Annotated in this window: 17 protein-coding genes and 1 riboswitch; of the genes, 5 read left to right on the plus strand and 12 right to left on the minus strand. The window is 56.8% G+C overall.

The genetic code is table 11. The features are described 5' to 3' along the window. Window positions 1-78 precede the first annotated feature (78 nt). Both AC0TOF_RS14675 and AC0TOF_RS14680 read left to right on the plus strand, forming a co-directional pair. Window positions 79-429: a DUF952 domain-containing protein gene (locus tag AC0TOF_RS14675; protein ID WP_473768810.1), complete on the plus strand. Its 351-nt coding sequence runs from the start codon at window positions 79-81 to the stop codon at window positions 427-429. Further along, entirely contained in the window at window positions 429-1,523 is a 1,095-nt protein-coding gene (locus AC0TOF_RS14680; protein WP_473768811.1) for a quinone-dependent dihydroorotate dehydrogenase, read from the plus strand. Before AC0TOF_RS14675 ends, AC0TOF_RS14680 begins: the two co-directional genes overlap by 1 nt. Here AC0TOF_RS14680 and AC0TOF_RS14685 read toward each other — a convergent pair whose 3' ends face one another. The 5 genes from AC0TOF_RS14685 to AC0TOF_RS14705 form a co-directional block, all read right to left on the minus strand. Next, window positions 1,524-2,879: an MATE family efflux transporter gene (locus tag AC0TOF_RS14685; RefSeq protein ID WP_473768812.1), complete on the minus strand. Its 1,356-nt coding sequence runs from the start codon at window positions 2,877-2,879 to the stop codon at window positions 1,524-1,526. 124 nt (window positions 2,880-3,003) lie between these two features. Beyond that, a complete protein-coding gene (locus tag AC0TOF_RS14690) occupies window positions 3,004-3,486 on the minus strand; it encodes a CAP domain-containing protein (protein ID WP_122000647.1) in 483 nt (160 codons plus the stop codon). Between the two features lie 34 nt (window positions 3,487-3,520). Next, on the minus strand, window positions 3,521-3,787 hold the full coding sequence (locus tag AC0TOF_RS14695) for a DUF6460 domain-containing protein (RefSeq protein ID WP_121982908.1): 267 nt from the start codon (window positions 3,785-3,787) through the stop codon (window positions 3,521-3,523). A 191-nt stretch (window positions 3,788-3,978) separates the two neighbouring features. Beyond that, window positions 3,979-4,989 carry a GlxA family transcriptional regulator gene (locus AC0TOF_RS14700; RefSeq protein ID WP_473768813.1) on the minus strand — a complete coding sequence of 337 codons (1,011 nt, stop codon included), beginning with the start codon at window positions 4,987-4,989 and terminating at the stop codon, window positions 3,979-3,981. 53 nt (window positions 4,990-5,042) lie between these two features. Further along, the gene (locus AC0TOF_RS14705; protein ID WP_122000649.1) at window positions 5,043-6,134 is read right to left on the minus strand and encodes a 2'-deoxycytidine 5'-triphosphate deaminase; all 1,092 of its coding nucleotides are present in this window, start codon (window positions 6,132-6,134) and stop codon (window positions 5,043-5,045) included. A gap of 194 nt (window positions 6,135-6,328) precedes the next feature. Further along, window positions 6,329-6,408, plus strand: a riboswitch (SAM riboswitch). A gap of 91 nt (window positions 6,409-6,499) precedes the next feature. Between AC0TOF_RS14705 and AC0TOF_RS14710 the strand changes: the two genes are divergently transcribed. Continuing rightward, entirely contained in the window at window positions 6,500-7,693 is a 1,194-nt protein-coding gene (locus AC0TOF_RS14710; RefSeq protein ID WP_473768814.1) for an O-succinylhomoserine sulfhydrylase, read from the plus strand. A 240-nt stretch (window positions 7,694-7,933) separates the two neighbouring features. Beyond that, window positions 7,934-8,326, plus strand: coding sequence for a Co2+/Mg2+ efflux protein ApaG (gene apaG, locus AC0TOF_RS14715; protein WP_122000651.1), 393 nt, complete (start codon window positions 7,934-7,936; stop codon window positions 8,324-8,326). A gap of 42 nt (window positions 8,327-8,368) precedes the next feature. Here apaG and AC0TOF_RS14720 read toward each other — a convergent pair whose 3' ends face one another. From AC0TOF_RS14720 to AC0TOF_RS14735, 4 genes are all read right to left on the minus strand, one after another. Further along, a complete protein-coding gene (locus AC0TOF_RS14720) occupies window positions 8,369-10,465 on the minus strand; it encodes a glycoside hydrolase (protein ID WP_473768815.1) in 2,097 nt (698 codons plus the stop codon). A 185-nt stretch (window positions 10,466-10,650) separates the two neighbouring features. After that, a complete protein-coding gene (locus AC0TOF_RS14725; RefSeq protein ID WP_473768816.1) occupies window positions 10,651-11,673 on the minus strand; it encodes an Hsp33 family molecular chaperone in 1,023 nt (340 codons plus the stop codon). Between the two features lies 1 nt (window position 11,674). Continuing rightward, window positions 11,675-12,601 (minus strand): ornithine carbamoyltransferase, encoded by a 927-nt coding sequence (gene argF, locus AC0TOF_RS14730; RefSeq protein ID WP_122000654.1) that lies wholly within the window; start codon window positions 12,599-12,601, stop codon window positions 11,675-11,677. A 4-nt stretch (window positions 12,602-12,605) separates the two neighbouring features. Further along, window positions 12,606-13,817 (minus strand): acetylornithine transaminase, encoded by a 1,212-nt coding sequence (locus AC0TOF_RS14735; protein WP_473768817.1) that lies wholly within the window; start codon window positions 13,815-13,817, stop codon window positions 12,606-12,608. Window positions 13,818-14,557: 740 nt separating this feature from the next. Between AC0TOF_RS14735 and AC0TOF_RS14740 the strand changes: the two genes are divergently transcribed. After that, a complete protein-coding gene (locus tag AC0TOF_RS14740; RefSeq protein WP_006471065.1) occupies window positions 14,558-15,097 on the plus strand; it encodes a GcrA family cell cycle regulator in 540 nt (179 codons plus the stop codon). 197 nt (window positions 15,098-15,294) lie between these two features. Here AC0TOF_RS14740 and AC0TOF_RS14745 read toward each other — a convergent pair whose 3' ends face one another. From AC0TOF_RS14745 to AC0TOF_RS14755, 3 genes are read right to left on the minus strand one after another with little or no spacing between them, the layout of a single operon-like run. Beyond that, window positions 15,295-16,434 (minus strand): glycosyltransferase family 4 protein, encoded by a 1,140-nt coding sequence (locus AC0TOF_RS14745; RefSeq protein ID WP_473768818.1) that lies wholly within the window; start codon window positions 16,432-16,434, stop codon window positions 15,295-15,297. Continuing rightward, entirely contained in the window at window positions 16,434-17,678 is a 1,245-nt protein-coding gene (locus tag AC0TOF_RS14750; protein ID WP_473768819.1) for a glycosyltransferase family 4 protein, read from the minus strand. The genes AC0TOF_RS14745 and AC0TOF_RS14750 overlap by 1 nt, the downstream gene beginning before the upstream one ends. Continuing rightward, window positions 17,675-18,463 carry a polysaccharide deacetylase family protein gene (locus tag AC0TOF_RS14755; protein ID WP_473768968.1) on the minus strand — a complete coding sequence of 263 codons (789 nt, stop codon included), beginning with the start codon at window positions 18,461-18,463 and terminating at the stop codon, window positions 17,675-17,677. Before AC0TOF_RS14755 ends, AC0TOF_RS14750 begins: the two co-directional genes overlap by 4 nt. Window positions 18,464-18,522: the final 59 nt, after the last annotated feature.

Raw genomic sequence — 18,522 nt, forward strand, 5'->3', positions numbered from 1 at the left:
CATCATATGGGAGGTTTACGACGAAAATCGAACATGCGGGACTTTGATTTCCGAAGAAATTCGGTCTAGAGAGCAGCCATGACCAACGAGATCATCTATAAGATCGCCCCGCGCGGGCTTTGGGCGCAGGCAGAACAGGCTGGCAGTTTTAACGGGGCGCCGGTTGATATTGCCGATGGCTATATTCATTTTTCCACTGCAACGCAGGTTCGGGAAACGGCAGCCAAACATTTTGCGGGCCAGCAGGATTTGCTTCTGATCAGTGTTAATGCCTCGGTGCTTGGCGCAGCATTGAAGTTTGAAGTTTCACGCGGCGGAGCCCTGTTTCCCCATCTGTATGGCCAGCTGCCGCTTGCAGCTGTTTTGAAGGTTGAAACCCTGCCACTGGGCGACGATGGTCTTCACATTTTTCCGGAGCTGGAAGATTAATGAGCGGGCTTTTTGAAACTCTCGGGCGACGCGCCCTTTTTGCCTTCGATGCGGAACAGGCACATGGCCTTTCCATCGCTGGCCTGAAGACCGGTCTTGTGACCTGCGGTGCGCCAAACGATCCGGCTCTTTCCGTCAAGGTTGCAGGGCTCCAGTTTCCAAATCCGCTTGGCATGGCGGCGGGTTACGACAAGAATGCTGAAGTGCCCGACGCGCTGTTGAAGCTGGGCTTCGGCTTTACCGAAATCGGCACCATCACGCCGCGCCCGCAAAGCGGCAATCCACGCCCGCGCATTTTCCGCCTGGTGGATGACAGGGCGGTCATCAATCGTCTCGGCTTCAATAATGAGGGCCATGACGCGGCATTCAAACGCCTGTCGCAACGCGCCGGCAAAAGCGGCATCGTGGGCGTCAATATCGGCGCCAACAAGGATGCGGAAGACCGCATTGCCGATTATGTTGCCGGTATTCGTCGTTTTTACCAGCTGGCGCGCTATTTCACGGTCAATATTTCTTCGCCCAACACGCCGGGCCTGCGCAACCTTCAGGCACGTGACAGCCTGAGGGAGCTATTGAGCCGCGTACTGGAAGCCCGCAATGAAGAGGGCAAGATGTGCACCCTCAAACGCCCGGTTTTCCTCAAGATCGCACCCGATCTGATGGATGAAGAACTGGACGACATCGCCGCCGAGGCGACCGAACAGAAGCTGGATGGCATCATTGTTTCCAATACCACGCTTTCACGCGCCGGGCTGAAAAGCGTCGACAATCGCGATGAAACGGGGGGGCTTTCCGGTGCCCCGCTTTTCGACCGCTCCACCATCGTTCTTGCCCGCATGCGCGAGCGTGTCGGTCCTGACATGCCGCTGATCGGCGTCGGCGGCGTGGATAGCGCCGAGACGGCGCTGGCAAAGATCAAGGCCGGTGCCGATCTCGTGCAGCTTTATACGGGCCTCATCTATCGCGGACCAAGCCTGCCTGCTGAAATCGTGCGCGGCCTGTCAGCCGCGGTCAAGCGCGAGGGCGTTGCCAACATCGCCGCACTGCGCGACCGGGACACCAAGGACTGGGCCAGGCGCGAACTGTCGGCATAATCAGACAATGAATTCTGTTCGATAGCGTCGTGGCAGGATCGCCAGAAGCGTGACGCCGCGAATAGACAGAAACAGGTTGAGAGCCAGCCAAAGCCCGTGATTGCCCATCAGGGGCTTTGCCGCATAAAGAACGACCATGAAGAATGCGAGCGACAGAAACATCATGTTTCGCATGTCGCGCGACCATGTGGCGCCGATATAGACGCCGTCCATATGGAAGGCCAGCAGTCCGGTCATGCCTGTCAGCGCTGCCCAGGGGAGATATTTCAGAGCTTCGGCATGGACGTCTTCCGCCTTGGCCAGCAGTCCGATGATGGCATCGCCAAAAACCAGCAGGCAAAAGGCAATGGTGCTTGCCATGACCAGCCCCCAGACGAAAGTGAGCTTGGCGCCGCGCACAAAGGCCGGGCTGTAACGCGCCCCGATCGACCGCCCGACAATCTGCTCGGCCGCCGCCGCCATGCCGTCCAGGAAGAAGCCCGCGACGAGAAAGAAATTCATCAGAACGGCATTGGCGGCCAGAGTGACGGGACCAAGATCGGACCCGGCCCGCGTAAAGAACGCGAAAGCCGTGAGAAGCAGGAACGAGCGGATCATGATGTCGCGATTGACCGCGAACATGCGCAGAATTCCCTCTTTCTGGAATATTCGTGCCCGGTTGGGGCGCAGCGATGCATCCTTGCGGAAATGCCGCAGCACGATGATCATGCCGACAAATGCGGCGACGGTTTCACCTGTCACCGTCGCCCAGGCAACACCGCTGACGCCCCAGCCCAATTCAAGCCCGAGAATGATGCAAAGCACGATATTGATGCCATTGAGCAGCACCTGAAGGCCGAGGCCGACAAGGCCCTGTCCGCGACCGAGGATAAGCCCAAGGATCGAATAGTTGATGAGGGCAACCGGCGCCGACAGCATGCGGATGGAAACATAAGTCGCCATCGCTTCCTGCGTGGCCGATGTCGGATGCATGAAGCTGGAAGAGACAGCGATGATAATCGGCAGGCACAGGATCATCAGACCGCCTGCAATAACCGCGATGATGATCGCGCGCCAGAAGATGGCCTGCTCTTCCACGGCGTCTTCGGCACCCACGGCCTGCGCGACAAGCCCGGTCGTGCCGGAGCGGAGGAAGTTGAATATCGACAGCAGGAAATCGAAGACAAGTGCGCCAATCGCCAGACCGCCGATCAGCTCAGCCTGTCCCATCTGGCCGACAACGCCCATATCGACAAGTCCGAGAAGCGGCGTCGTGATTGCGGCAAGCGTCATGGGAATGGCGATCAGCATCACCATCCGGTGCGTTACGTCGAACGGCCTTGTTACGCCACCATTACGTTGCAGCGACTGATCCATTGTGCTTGTCCCGAATGCTTCCCCCTGATCGAATTGATCTACTCTGGAATCGATCGAAACGACAGATAATTCGGCCACCGGATTGTCGCAGCTCCTGACAGCGAACTGTCAGGAGAATGCGCGATCAGAGTCCGAGCATCATGGCCCAATATATATAGGTTGGTTTGTTTTCAGGCGTGGCCCAGGCAAGACCATAATGCTCGAAAGTCGGGTCGAGCATGTTCTTGCGGTGGCCAGGCGATTTCATCCATGCGTCGAAGACGGCTTGCGTATCGCGTTGTCCCGACGCGACGTTCTCCGCCGCTGGTCCACGGATACCTGCCTGGCGCAACCGCGCGACGAAACCGTTACCCCAGCCGATGCTGTGACCGATCTTGCCGTAACTCGCCATGCGCTTTGCCTGATAGAGCGCAGCCTGCTCCAGCTTCGAATCCGTTGCCATCAGCGGCAGGCCGTTTGCCTTCCGGATCGCATTGAAAATCGCGGTTGGATCGTTGTCTCCTGCAGCCGATGCCTTATTCAATGGCATTGCCGACAGTGCCAACGCCCCTCCGGCGAGGACAAGAAAGCCACGCCGGTTAAGTATAAATCCTTGTTTTTGCTGCATTGCCTGTCTGAGCTATCCAATTATTGAATTGAGTTCATTTCCGGTAGCTGAGGATACGGAGCAAAATAAAGGCAGGGATGACGACAGCCGCGCCAAGGACCAGATAGTCGACAAAACCTGAGATTGCCGAAAAGCCCATGTTCCAGAGGCGGAGGAAGAAATCGCGGATGCCGTACAAGATGTCATAGGGCGTCCAGTGAAACGCGCTCATGACCACGCCAACCACCAGCGAAATCAGCACCAGCTTGATCAGAACGCGGGCCGGGGTATCGCCAAGAAAACGGTTTACACCATCCGACATGCAAATCTCCTGTATGGTTATTGATTAGAGCGGATGCCCTTAAGTTGAAACGCCATCCCGCTCTAAACTTATGTTTGAGCATGATTTTATCCGAAAACCGGTTCCCACTTTTCGGAATCATGCTCTAAAGCGACAGATTCTTCGCGCAAGAAATAGGCTGTCCCTGCCGCCTTCGCAAGTTCTGTGCTCGCTCAGCGCTGCTTGCGGTAGTCGCGCGGGGCTTTCTGCTTCTGGCGCGAGAACGAGCGGTTCATGCTGCGCGTATCGGTAAAGCCGCTGGCAACAGCCACTTCCAGCAGCGACAAGCTTGTCTCCGACAGAAGTTCCTTGGCCTTTTTAACCCGAAGCTCTTCACGGACCTCGAACGCCGTTCGCTCAAGGGCGAGCTTGAAGCCACGCTCCATCTGGCGGACGGAAATTCCCAATCGCCGCGCGACGTCGATCATGGGCACCGGATCTTCCAGCGTTTCCTCGAAAATGCGGATTGCCTTGCGGATCATCGGCGAGCGCACCCCGTTGAAGCTCAACGCCGGTTGTTCGGAACGGACAAGCTCATAGGGGATCATGAGGATGGACGCACTCTTGCGCGCCAGTTCCTCCGAAATCTCGTTTTGTATAATTGAAAGCGCCAGCGATGCCGTGCCAAGCCCTCCGGCACAGGTAAAATGCCTTCCGCTACGATGAAACAGGCTCGTCGTATCGGCTGTATAGCCGTCGAAAAGCTCCAGAAAGTCATCACGATGAAACCAGCTGACGCAGCAATTGCGGTCCGGCAACAGGCCAGCTTCCGCCAGCAGAAAGGCAGCGGTGCAAAGGCCAACGACAGTCTTGCCGCGTCGATCTGCGCGCTTGAGAAGATCGATCAACGCCTGCTGTCGCGGCCGATATTGCGCAAGCAGCCCGCCGACAACCGCAACATAATCGCAATCATCAAGCTCGCCGATAGAAGCGGTTGGCTCGATCACCATGCCGGAGCTTGACGTGACGGGATCTCCCGACAGTGTGCAAATCTTCCATGCACAACGTATCTGGCGGCTCTTGTCCCGCTCATCGGCAGCAAGACGAAACGGATCGAGGAAAAGGCTGAGTGCCGTCAGCGTAAAGCCCGGCAGCGCAACAACGCCCACCGACAGCCTGCGTTGCGGAGCATCCGTTGCCGCCTGAGGCCGTTTGTCTCGATCCCGTTCAGTTCCATTCGTCACGTCGACCTTGCTCCTCCACCAGAATTATATTTGCTTGGAGGAGGCTACTATAGTCAACGAAAATGCTTGGAAAGCTTCAACTGCTGCGCCTGATAGTTGGAACCAAGATCGACGCCATAAAGCGCCGAAGGGCGATGCAGCATGTGTTCGTAAACCAGGCGCCCCACGATCTGCCCATGTTCCAGAATGAACGGAACCTCGTGGCTGCGGACTTCCAGTACCGCGCGGCTGCCGGTTCCGCCCGCAGCGCTATGCCCGAAGCCCGGATCGAAGAAGCCTGCATAATGGACACGGAATTCGCCGACCAGCGGGTCGAACGGCGTCATTTCAGCCGCATAGAGCGGTGGCACATGCACGGCCTCACGCGAGACCAGAATATAGAATTCATCCGGGTCGAGCACGAGTTCGCGCGCGCCGCGATCATAGATCGGCTCCCAGAAATCAAGGATGTCGTGCGCCGCACGCTTGTCCACATCCACCACAGCCGTATGGTGCTTGCCGCGATAGCCGATCAGCCGGTCAGGACCGCCTGAGAGATCGACCGACAGCGCTATGCCACCGCCGGAGATATTCGGCATTTCCGCAGCGACCAGCGTTTCCGCATCATGGAGCGCGGCGAGTTCGGCCTCATCGAGTTGGGCCCGCCCCTTGCGGAAGCGTATCTGCGACAGGCGCGAACCCGTACGCACCACAATCGGAAACGTGCGTGGGCTGACTTCCAGATAAAGCGGGCCATTATAACCGGCTGGCACCTTGTCGAATTCCTGCGCGCCATCGGCAATGACGCGGGTGAAGATATCCAGACGGCCCGTCGAGCTTTTCGGATTTGCTGATGCGGAAAGATCAGGCGACAGCGCCAAGCCTTCTAGAAGCGGGACGATATAAACGCAGCCCGTTTCAAGAACGGCCCCTGCCGTCAGGTCGATCTCGTGCAGCTTCAACCGCTCCAGCTTATCTATGACCGGCGTGCCGGGGCCCGGCATGAAGGAGGCGCGAACACGATATGCTTTTGCGCCAAGCCTCAGATCCAGGCTCGCAGGCTGTATCTGATCGGCATCGAGAGGGCGTGGGGACGCCAGCAAACCGCTTTCAAACAGCGCGGAAATATCCGCATCCGCCAGAATTCCAGCATCTTTCTGCATCATCAACCCGATACTCCGTAGCCTACGCACTGCTTGACAAAGACCATTGACCGGTCGCGGCGTCAATGCCAACCCTTAGAGCAGCTGGAAACCGGGTTTTCCGCAGGAATCCGAGTATTTTCGTGGCGCCCCGGATGCGCTTTTCCTGAAACGGGACTGTTTCGGCATTGACGGCCTTGCCCAACAGGCATAATGAAAAACTGTTCCGTGGTGATTTGGCCGGCCGGCTTGCAGCCACGTTAAAGAATTCGCTAAAAAAGGCCGCGGTTCGTTACCGGCCTTTTGCGTGTTCGCAAGGCCGGTTTTTTATTGGCCGCCGAGGCATTTCTTCCCGCCCCGGCCGACCAGCTTTTCGACAGGTTGGAAAAATGACGACTGAGAGTACCCGCAAATTTCGCCCCGCAACCGAACTCGTGCATGCCGGATCGTTGCGCTCCGGATTTGCCGAAATGTCGGAAGCAATGTTTCTGACGCAGGGCTTCCTTTATCCCAATGCCGAAGCTGCTGAAGCGCGCTTCAAGGGTGAGGACCCGGGTTTCATCTATTCGCGTTATGCCAACCCGACCACGGACATGTTTGAAAAGCGCATGTGCGCGCTGGAAGGCGCCGAGGAAGCACGCGCCACCGCATCCGGCATGGCGGCAGTGGCCGCGGCCATTCTGTGCCAGGTGCAGGCCGGCGATCACGTGATTTCCGCCCGCGCCGTCTTCGGCTCCTGTCGCTATATCGTCGAGACGCTTCTGCCGAAATATGGTGTCGAAATCTCGATCATCGATGGTTCCGACATCGAAAACTGGAAAGCGGCGGTTCGCCCGAACACCAAGGTTATGTTCCTTGAAAGCCCGTCCAATCCGACGCTCGAAATCATCGACATCGCTGCCGTTGCGCAGGTCGCCAATGAAGCGGGCGCCAAGTTGATCGTCGACAATGTTTTTGCAACGCCGCTTTTCCAGAAGCCGCTGGAGCTTGGGGCCCACATCGTCGTTTATTCGGCAACCAAACACATCGATGGCCAAGGGCGTTGTCTTGGCGGCGTAGTTCTCTCCGACCGCGAATGGATTGAAAACACCCTGCAGGATTATTTCCGTCACACGGGTCCGGGCCTCAGCCCCTTCAATGCGTGGATCATGCTGAAGGGCCTTGAAACACTGTCCGTGCGCGTGCGCCAGCAAACGCATTCGGCGGCTGCGGTTGCAGACTTCCTCGCTGGCAAGCCAGGCGTCAAGCGCGTGATCTATCCGGGGCGGGCAGACCATCCACAGGCCGACATTATCGCCAAGCAGATGACCGGTGGCTCAACCCTCATCGCTCTGGAACTGGAAGGCGGCAAGGAGGCTGCGTTCAAGTTCCAGAACGCCTTGCAGGTCTTCAGCATTTCCAACAATCTGGGTGACGCAAAAAGCCTTATTACGCACCCGGCAACCACGACGCACAAGAACCTTACCGACGAGGCCAAGGCCGAACTTGGTATTTCAGACGGCCTGCTTCGCATATCGCTCGGCCTTGAGGATACGGACGATCTCGTGGAAGACGTGGAAGCAGCGTTGAAGGTGGCTCGCTGAACGCTGGCTCCCCATATTGTGGCTTTTAGGCTGCAAACAGAGACCTAAACGACGCAATTGCCGTAGATTTCGGCAATTGCGACGTATTTGCTGTCCCACATTGTTGACCTCTCCCGCAACTTTGGCGATAGGAGGGGCGAATAGCGGCGTAAACTGAACTGACGAACCGTTAAATAGACAAGCATCCTTGCGATCCAGATTGCAGGATGTCAGGGCCGATGTGAATGCAGGGCAGTGCGCATGTATAAAGCGGTAACGCGGGGGATCGAAGTTTCGGTCGAACCTTTTTATCTGGAAGACCAGTCCGAGCCGGACGAAAACCGTTATGTCTGGGGCTACCGTATAACGATCGCCAATAATTCCGCTGAAACAGTACAGCTTCGCTCGCGCTACTGGCAAATCACCGATGCAAACGGGCGTGTCGAAGAGGTGCGCGGCGCGGGCGTGGTTGGCGAGCAGCCAACACTTGAGCCCGGCGATTCATTTCAATATTCCTCGGGCTGCCCGTTGAGCACCACATCAGGCGTAATGGTGGGACGGTACCAAATGCAGGGCACCGGAGGCGTCATGTTCGAGGTCGATATTCCCGCCTTCTCGCTTGACATGCCGGACCTGCGACGTACATTGAATTGAGATTCAACAGGGCGCGCAATCCGGCGCCCGGTGAGAAGATTTTTAAAGGCGTTCGATCAGAAAATAAGTCGTTGGTCCGGGCGGGTTCGGCAGAACAGAAACATTGTTCCAAAGCTCGACATTCAGTCCATCCGATCCGTTACCCGTAATCGCCGGAGGCTGCACCACGCCATCCAGTCCGACCGGGGATATGCGCCAAGCCGTGTTGATCGGCATCTTGAACCAGATATGCCCAACCTTGATCTGCACCGGCAAGGTGCCAAAGCTGCTGACGGTCTTTTCTTCGCTATCGCTGAAGGCCATGTCGGTATTACGTGCATCCGTGGTGAAGATCAGCAATAGCTTACTGCTGTCCGCTACCGACTGGCCATCAAGCGAGGAAACCGCCAGCATACCCGCACCGGACGCCGAGCCGACCCAAAGCTGCCCGAGTTGTACCGGCTGGGTGATCGATGAGAATGCCAGCGCTTCCGTATGCTGCGTGACGACCCGCATCTGTTTTGCCGCGCTATCAAGCCTGATTTCTCCGGTATCGCTGACATATATCCCCGACGCCGCATCGCTTGGATTTGTTGCAGCCAGAACTCCATTGTTGCGCAGGAATGTGACAGCATCCCCACGGGTGCCAATCTGGCGAGGAGAGCCGACCGACACAGCGCCTGGTGTGAGCGAGGCATCGCCTTGCGCGAAACTCGACATCAGCGACATGATCGTCACAGCATCCGGTTCCTGCATGTCCAGCCCGGCCAGATTTCCGACATCCTGCATCTGCGCGACCACACGGTGCAACGCCTTTGCAACATCTCCACGCCGGAACAGCAGTGCCGACAAGGTTTCACCGGCACGGGCAACAGGATCCAACGCCGTTCTGTAAGGACGGATATACTGTTCGTTAAAATCGCTGCCGCCATAACCAAGGATAAGCGCTCCATTGCTGTGGCGGCACAAGATATTCCAATCCTGGAAAGCCGCATAAGCCGGCATTGCGAGTCCCGCCTCATAGCGATGCCTGTTCCAGAAAACGTGATCGTACTCCGTTATTACGAACGGCTTGCCCGCCAGACGTGTCGCAGCTGCATTCCGGATGTAAGCCACGGCCCCTTCAAACGAACTGGTCTGGAGGATCGGACCTGTCATATTGTCGTTTGGATCATGATAGGTATTCATCGCCGCAGCCTGTTGATTGCGGCGGGTCAGGATGGTCTGGATACCATATCCGTTATTATATGGTGCGATGATGCCCTTGAAGCCCATCGCACGAATGCAGTCGCTCATTTTCTTTGCAGTCTCGGTTTCGACCGAAACGCAAAAACGTGCAAAATCACGCAGCCGTCTGGACGCAACGTAGCGGTCGGCAGGTAGCATGACAGTGGCGTTTTCTATCTGCTCGCTCGCCAACAACTCGACACCCCATGCAACCTGCAAGGCCGCTGTGGCAACATACTGCTCCTTCAGCCAGGCATTGAATGGCCGCTTCAGTTCCGTCAGCGCTTGCAAGTCGCCGTGGGCGTAAACCCACGAATTGAACGACAGGCCATTTTCATTGAACGGCACAACAACCGCCATCGCCGGGTCTTCGAATGGCACAAGCCCCGTGTAAGGATTGATTGTCCCAAAGATATCGACCTGAAAACGCAGCCAGTGGCCGAAAGCCGCATTTTCAACATGCGTCTTGAGTTTCAGCCTGCCTTCCGTTCCCCAACGATCCGCTACGCCGCCCAACGCGCCGGCATTCGATGTGAGGCCATCAATGATCCAGTAGATGCCGTTCTGCTTCAATGCGGCCATGTAGTAACGGAACCGATCAAGAATATCCTGCCGGTATGCGAAATCCTGAAGCTGGCCCTCCATCAAGGCAATGTCGAGAAAATGGAACCGTGCGCAATTATATCCATGACGACGCAACTGGACCGCCATCTTGTCCGCAGTCGCGTTGTCGGGAATGCTGCTGATGGCACCGCACAACAGCCGATAAGGAGCTGACGGATTGCTCTGCAAGGCGATGTGACCGTCCGAATTGACGATGAGCCGTCGTTCCTCGGTAATCGGCGGATTCAATAGGAATGTTGAAAAATCAAGCGGACTACCAGCCTCAATCTCGAGATTCTGCTGGGTAACCGGTAACCAAATGTCGGGCATATCGTATTCTCCACTGTTGACCAGTGAAGGATTAACCGACAGCCCGCATACGGGGATAAATTCCTAATGAATTTGTGTTGCGGCTCCGATTAAAACGAAATGGCCGCAACCGTTCTATCCATTTGTCTCTCCGCGCATCTTGTTCCGAAAACCGCTTCGCACTTTTCGGGATGCGCTCCAGAGCATCAGTTCTCGAACTCCGCCGGATCAAACGCATAGATTTTCGAGCAGAATTCACAGGTTACGGAAATCTTGCCGTTATCCGCGCTTTCCGCAATTTCTTCGGCCGTAAAACCCGACAACACACCGGCAATCTTATCGCGCGAACATGAGCATTCATCCAGCACGGGCACCGAGTCGAACACACGAACGCCACGCTCATGGAACAGACGATAAAGCAACCGTTCCGAGCCGACTTGCGGGTCCGTCAGTTCCGAGCTTTCAATCGTTCCGACCAGCGAGCGGGCTTCATCCCACGCATCATCTTCCGGGTGGAGGGTGGCTTCGGCTTCATCCTCATCGCCACCCGGCAGATCAGGAATACGGGCGCGCAATTCGGATTCCGGCAGAAACTGAATGATCAATCCGCCGGCGCGCCACTGTTCGACAGGCTTTCCGTCGATGCCGCGCTCGACGAGCTTGGCAACACTCAGCCTGAGATCGGTCGGAATCTGCTCCGACTGACGGAAATAGGTCGTGGCAATTTCTTCCAGTGTCGAGCCGTCCAGCGCGACAATGCCCTGATAACGCTGGGTATAGGCTCCCTGATCCACCGTGAAGGCAAGCGTGCCTTGTCCAAGCAATTCCTCAGGTTTGGTCCTGCGGGCGGCAACCGCCTCCTTCAAACGCTCTTCGTCAAAACGTGCATAAGCACGCACCGAACGCGGCGTGCGGAAATCGACCACCAGCATATCCACAGGACCGTCGGACTGCGTCTGGAAGATAAACTTGCCTTCGAATTTGAGCGAAGTGCCAAGCAATACGGTCAGCACCGTCGCTTCCGCCAGCAGGCGGGCCACTTCTTCCGGGTAGTTATGGCGTTTCAGGATACCGTCGATACTGGCGCCGAGCTGAACCGCGCGACCACGCACGTCGAGCCCTTCCACCTGAAAGGGCACAACCGCATCATCGCCTGCGAAGCCGAAATCTCCCAGATTGACCTGAATGGTTTCGACTTCGGTATGCTCGTTGCTGGTCTTGTCAGCCAAATTATGCTCCTTGCAGGCACCAGGCCAGAATGGCTTTCTGGGCATGGAGCCTGTTTTCTGCTTCATCGAACACGACCGATTGTGGTCCGTCGATCACTTCATCCGTCACTTCCTCGCCGCGATGGGCGGGCAGGCAGTGCATGAAAAGCGCCTTTGGATCAGCTTTTGCCATCAGTCGCGCATTGACCTGATAGGGCATGAAAACGTTGTGGCCGCGAGCGTGATCTTCCTGCCCCATCGAAACCCAGGTATCGGTCACGATGCAATCCGCACCCTGCGCCGCCTTTTCCGGATCGATGGTAGACATGATGCTCGCGCCATTGGCTTTCGCCCAATCGACATATTGCGACTTGGGTTCGCTGCCTTCCGGCGTTGCGATATTGACGTTGAAATCAAAACGCGCCGCAGCTTCGACCAGCGAGTGGAGGACATTGTTGCCATCCCCCATCCAGGCAAAGGTCTTGCCTTTGATCGGGCCGCGATGTTCCTCATATGTAAGAACGTCGGCCATGATTTGACAAGGGTGCGTGTCGTCCGTCAGGGCGTTGATGACCGGAACGGTCGCGTATTCGGCAAGTTCCAGCATCCGGTCATGAGATGTGGTGCGGATCATGATCGCATCGACATAGCGCGACAGGACCTTGGCCGTGTCGGCGATGGTTTCGCTGCGCCCGAGCTGCATTTCCGAGCCGGTCAGCATGATTGTCTCGCCGCCGAGCTGACGCATGCCGACATCGAAGGACACCCGCGTGCGGGTGGACGGCTTTTCGAAGATCATCGCAAGCACCTTGCCTGCGAATGGCCTTTCTATTTCTCCTGCCTTGAGGCGCGCCTTGCGCGCCTTGGCATCTTCCATGATCGCGCGAAGCTCCGAGGCGGGCACAGCGGAGAGGTCGATAAAGTGTTTGATCCCGTTATCGTTAGCCATGATATCACGCTGTCTTACTGGTCGGATTTGCAGTTGCGAGCCGTTCGACCGCTGCTTCGATGCGCTTGAGCGCTTCGCGGGCTTCTTCGGGCGTCGTGATCAGCGGCGGAAGCAGACGGACCACATTGTCGCCAGCCCCAACGCTCAAGAAATGCTCATCACGAAGAGCCTGAATGAGACTGGTATTCGGCACAACGCACTTGATACCGATCAGCAGGCCACGACCGCGGACTTCCGAAACAACATCCGGGTAGCGGTCGATGATGGAGGCGAGCCCCTGTTTCATGACCAGAGCCGTAGCCTGGACATTTTCAAGGAAGCCATCGGCCAGAACAACGTCAAGAACCGCATTGCCCACAGCCATGGCCAGCGGATTACCGCCATAGGTCGTGCCGTGAACACCAGCCGTCATGCCTTTGGCAGCTTCGGCAGTTGCGAGGCAGGCGCCCATCGGGAATCCGCCGCCGATGCCCTTGGCGACCGCCATGATGTCGGGCTTGATGCCGGCCCATTCATGCGCGAACAGCTTGCCCGTGCGGCCAACGCCGGTCTGCACTTCATCGAGGATCAGCAGAAGGCCTTTTTCGTCGCAGATAGTACGCAGCATGCGCATGAATTCTTCCGGGAAACCGCGCAAACCACCTTCGCCCTGCACGGGCTCCAGCAAGATACCAGCGGTCTCATCGGTGATGGCTGCGCGCAATGCTGCCTCGTCACCGAACGGCACCTGATCGAAACCATCGACCTTTGGCCCAAAACCTTCGAGATACTTGGCCTGGCCGCCAGCGGCGATCGTGGCCAGCGTGCGGCCATGGAAGGCGCCTTCAAACGTCACAATGCGGAAGCGTTCCGGATGGCCATTTACATAATGATAGCGGCGCGCGGTCTTGATCGCGCACTCAAGTGCTTCAGCGCCGGAATTGGTGAAAAAGACCTTGTCGGCGAAAGTGCTCTCGACAAGACGCCGCCCCAGCTTTTCCTGCGCCGGAATTTCGTAAACGTTGGACAGATGCCAGAGCTTTTCAGCCTGCGTCTTCAGCGTTTCCACCAGATGCGGATGCGAATGACCAAGCGAGTTCACAGCAATGCCAGCCGCGAAATCGAGATAGCGTTCGCCACTTTCGGTAATAAGCCAGATGCCCTCACCTCGCTCGAAGCGCAGAGCCGCACGATTATAGGTGTCGTAAAGCGGTTGCACGGTCGTAGCGTCGGTCATAGCGTCAGGCCTCCAAAGCCTCTATTAGCAGCTTGCCCGTCTGTACCGGCAAAGCTGTGTTTTCCCATTAACAGTCCCAAGGCGCCCGAAACGGTTCCCGCCGTTCGATGAGCGCCCAACACCCCATTCCAAACCCTCACGAAATGCGATGAGACATGAGAGGAATGGGGCCGATGACTTATGCTTCTCGCACGAGCCTCGGCAGAAATAAAAAACCGCCCTCGGGGCGGCATATTTATCTCGCGCGTATATTGGCGTTCATAGAAAAAATGTCAATCAAAGCGCGCGAGGTTTGAAGGCCATCTTTCGGCATGAGTTCATGCATTTTCGCACTCTTGTAACCTACGGGAGGCGAAGGTGGCTTTACGCGGACCCCGACACCATATAGAGAATGACCTTTCCTCGACTGAGACAGCCAGACGACGCGCTCGTTAGTCCGCGATGTTCCATCCTGAAACAATCCGGGTTTTCAGTTCAGAAGCAATTGCGTGCAAAATTTCGGGCGGATCAAATAAAAACCGTCTTTGGCACCCAAGTTGGGGAAAACCGTAAAAATGGAATCCGCCTGACAAGGCTATCCCTTGTCATGGAGTCGTTGGATATTGTAGTTTCTTTTTAGAGATTAAAGCTACATTTCGTGCGGCGGACCTAGTCACCCGGATAGATATGGTGTTTTTGCTCGGAGTAATCCGAGAACACTGCCGGATTCCGGATAACGAAAATGATTGGAGCCCAGGGCGATGAACTGGACAGACGAACGCGTCGAACTACTGAAGAAACTGTGGAGCGAGGGCTTGAGCGCAAGCCAGATCGCAGCGCAGCTTGGCGGCGTCAGCCGTAATGCAGTGATCGGCAAAGTGCACCGTTTGAAGCTTTCGGGTCGTGGCAAGACCACGACCGCTGCTCCGCGCAGCAAGAAAGTCAATACGGTTGCCGCAGCGCCACGTCCTGCAGCACAGCATTCAACCGGCGTGCATACGACGACGATGCGCACCGCCACAGTCACCAAGACGGTCGGCGCCACCGCCCTCCAGGTGGACTACGCCGTAGACGTCGTGGCGGAGACCGTGGTCAAGCCCGCTTCGGACGTGGTTGTGCCTATTTCACGCCGTCTTTCGCTATTGCAGTTGAGCGAACGCACCTGCAAGTGGCCGATCGGTGACCCGCTGAACGAAGATTTCCATTTCTGCGGCCATGAATCCGGTGAATCGAGCCCATATTGCAGCTACCATTCGCGTCTGGCCTTCCAGCCGACGGCAGAGCGTCGCCGGGCTCGATAATCTAAGGGAATAGGTGAGTAACGGAATAAGGGAGTATGTCGAACATGTTCGGCAGCTCCCTTTTTCTATTCCTGCACAGGGCCTGAAACAAAGAACGGCATATGTGCGCGAAAGGGCGACTTTCGGGTCCGGGCGTACAGATCAATTTGCCGCCACACCGGCCACTTTTGGGAACAGGTTCATCCATCCATATTCCCTTACTCCCCTATTCCCCTACTCCCTTCCTCATAGACCTTCAGCGTGCGATCAGCGATCCCGCTCCAGCTATAATCCCGTGCAATCCAGTCGATCATTTCCTGCGACTGCTCGCTGGTTAGAGGTGTATCGATTTTCTGCCGCAGCGCGCTCGCCAAAGCATCGATATCGCCAAGTGGAAAGTAGCTGTCCTTCGAAAGCCCCACTTCGACATTCGCAGTGATATCGCTTGCAAGTACGTTCAAGCCGTATCCCATCGCTTCGAGAAGCGCGATCGGCATGCCCTCATGGCTGGAAGGCAACACGAATAGTGCCGCCTGACTGAACAATGCCGAGAGCTCGTCCCCCCGCAGCGCGCCCGTCAGCACGACGCCCGGCACAGTTTCAGCTCTTGCGCGAACAGTCGCGGCATATTCAGCCATATATTCCGCTGATCCGATCAGGGCCAGTTTGAGAGAGGAATCGGAAAGCTTCGCGAAGGCCTCGATGAGATCAAGCTGACGTTTTTCTGGAACGATCCGCGCCACAAGAGCAATGTAGCGTTTCGGAGCGAGGCCGTGTTTTTCCAGCCACGTCGTGTCGGTACAGGCTGGCCGAAGCGTGACGCCATTGGGGATAAAGGTGATCGGCACGTGATAATGCTGCCGCATGGTTTTTGCGATATCGTTGGACACTGCGATCCGCGCATTTGCAAAGCGCATGCCGCACCATTCGCCAAGCTTCAGCATTGCGCGCGAAAGCCGTCCCCACTTCTGACGGTTATAATCAAAACCGTGATGCGTCACGACCGTACGCAGTCCGAAAAGGCGTGCCAGCGGAACGGCAAGCGCCGGACCGATTGCGTGAATGTGCAAAATATCCGGACGACTGAAACCGGCTCTCAGCACGCCCAACACCGTGTGCACAATTGCCTCGAACTTCATGGAGGTCGGCGCCCAGCCTGGCGTCACCTGTACCCCCTCCCAGACATAGGGCTGCTTCTTTTCAAGATAAGGACGGCGTCCGATGACCTCGACATCCCAGCCTTTCGTCACATAAAGCCGGGCGAGCTCTTCGACATGTTTTTCCACGCCGCCCTGCACATTCGGAACGCCGCGAAGTCCCAGCATCATGACGCGAGGCCGCTTGTCGTTTCGAACCATCAAAGTGCTCCCAACTCGGCATAAAGCTCCAGCGTGCGGTTTCTGTATGCCTGTGGCGAGAATTCATTGCCCGCCCAGAGGCGGCCTGCCTCTCCCATCTTGCGCCGCGCCTGCGGAGCCAATCGCGCAAAAGCGCCCAGGACGCGGGCGAGATCGTCAATATCGCCCGTACGCGAAACCATCCCGGTCTCGCCTTCGATAATCATTTCGGGAATTCCGCCAATGTCCGCGCCGATCACCGGCACCCCAAGTGCATAGGCCTCCAGAATACTGATGGGGGCGTTCTCATACCATTCAGACGGCAGAACAAGCGCTTTCGCCTCGCCGATCAGCCGATGCAGCCGCTCGCCAGAGACATAGCCCGCAAAGGTGACATCGCCACCCGTCTCGGTCGCAAGTGCCTTCAATGATTGTTCTTCCGGCCCCGTGCCAGCAATGACAAGTTTCTGTCCGGCAAGAGCCGCCGCGCGAATGAGCGTACCGATCCCCTTTTCCGGCGCCAGCCGCCCGACATAGGCGAAATAATCGCCCTCCTCCGTATAGGGTTTCAGATCGTCCGTATGGGCGAAATTGGGAATGTAGACCAGTTTCTCTTCAGGCCAGCCCCATTCGGCAAGCTTTGCAATATAGAAGCGGCTCGGCACGACGATACGGTCTAGCGTGTTGCGATATAGGCCGAGCATGCGATGAATTGCCGTCTCAACGAGCACCAGACCGCTTAACGCCGTGGAATCCTTGATGCATTTGTGAAGCGCCACATTGTAGATGCGCCCGCCCTTGCAGCGCTCGCATATCTGGTTGTGGGACAGCATCTTATAGGCCGGACAGGCAAGTTTCAGGTCGTGGGCCGTCATGACTGTCGGAATTCCAGCGTCTTTCAGAACCGGGAAAATCGACGGCGATAGATGATGATAGATATTATGTGCATGGGCGACATTGGGGCGAAAGTGCTCGATCAGCGCCTTGATCCGGTCCCGCGCCTCCCATGAATAGATGATCTTGCCCGCCTGCACGACTTTGGTCAGCGGGCTGCTTTCCCGTCCATACTCTATTTCGGACACGAAATAGGACGACCAGTCGGACGCAAAATTATCTGGATGCTGCATGGCAAAGGGTGCGGTTTGCCAGCCGATTTCGGAAAAGAGCTTGATGTGATCGAGAAAAACTGTTTCGGCGCCACCGCGCCGATAAAAGTAATTGTTGATCGCCAGCAGGCGATGTTCCCTGTCATTTACATGCGTCAAGCAGCACCTCGTTGCACGCCAAGGCGCGCCAGCGCCTCGCGAACGGAAAGAACAGCCGCTCCGCTCTTCGCCGCATGGGATACGAGGCGTTCAAAGGTCTCAGGCCTGCACCCGAATTCAGTCGGCGTATCGCTGATATCATGCGTATAAAAGACGAGCCAGCCAGGATTGGCACTAAGATCGTCGATCCAGCGGGTCTGGCGCGCAGCCCCGTCGTCTGGCTGTCTTATTTCCACCGCCTGCAAAAAGGCAAGATCAATCATGCCGCGATTGATGCGATTGCCGCCGCCGCGACAAGTCGCGAAACGGTCGGCAAAAAGCCGTCGCGACATGACGGACGAAGCACAATAGGGGTAGGCAAAGCTGCGCTGTTCGATGCGATCAGGCTCAAACGCATCGAGATAGGCCGTGTTGCGATCAAGGTCAGCCGCTATTTCCTGCGCACTGACGTAAGGCACATTGAGGTGGCTATAGGTATGGCAGCCCAGTTCATGCCCACGCTCGACCAGCTTCCGACAGCCTTCCTGCGTAATCAGGTTTCTTTTGGTTTCTTTCGTGCCAACCAGATTCCCTGCGATATAGAATGTACCGCGAACGCCATACTTCTCCAGAATGGCAGCCCCGGTGCATTGCGCCGTGTCAGGCACATCGTCAAACGTAAAAGTAATGATCCGTTCATTCTCCGGCAGGGAGCACGGCCGCAATGGAAAGCGACGGCTGATACTGTCGTTCAGCCGTGTGACATACCATTCCAGGCGACTGCGCGCCCTTTCAAGACCGTTCATGTCCGCCACTGCACTGCCTTCCCCAAAGCTATCTCAGAGCCTGTTCAAAATCGCCATCC

The organism is Ochrobactrum sp. PL_is501, from assembly GCF_055816895.1.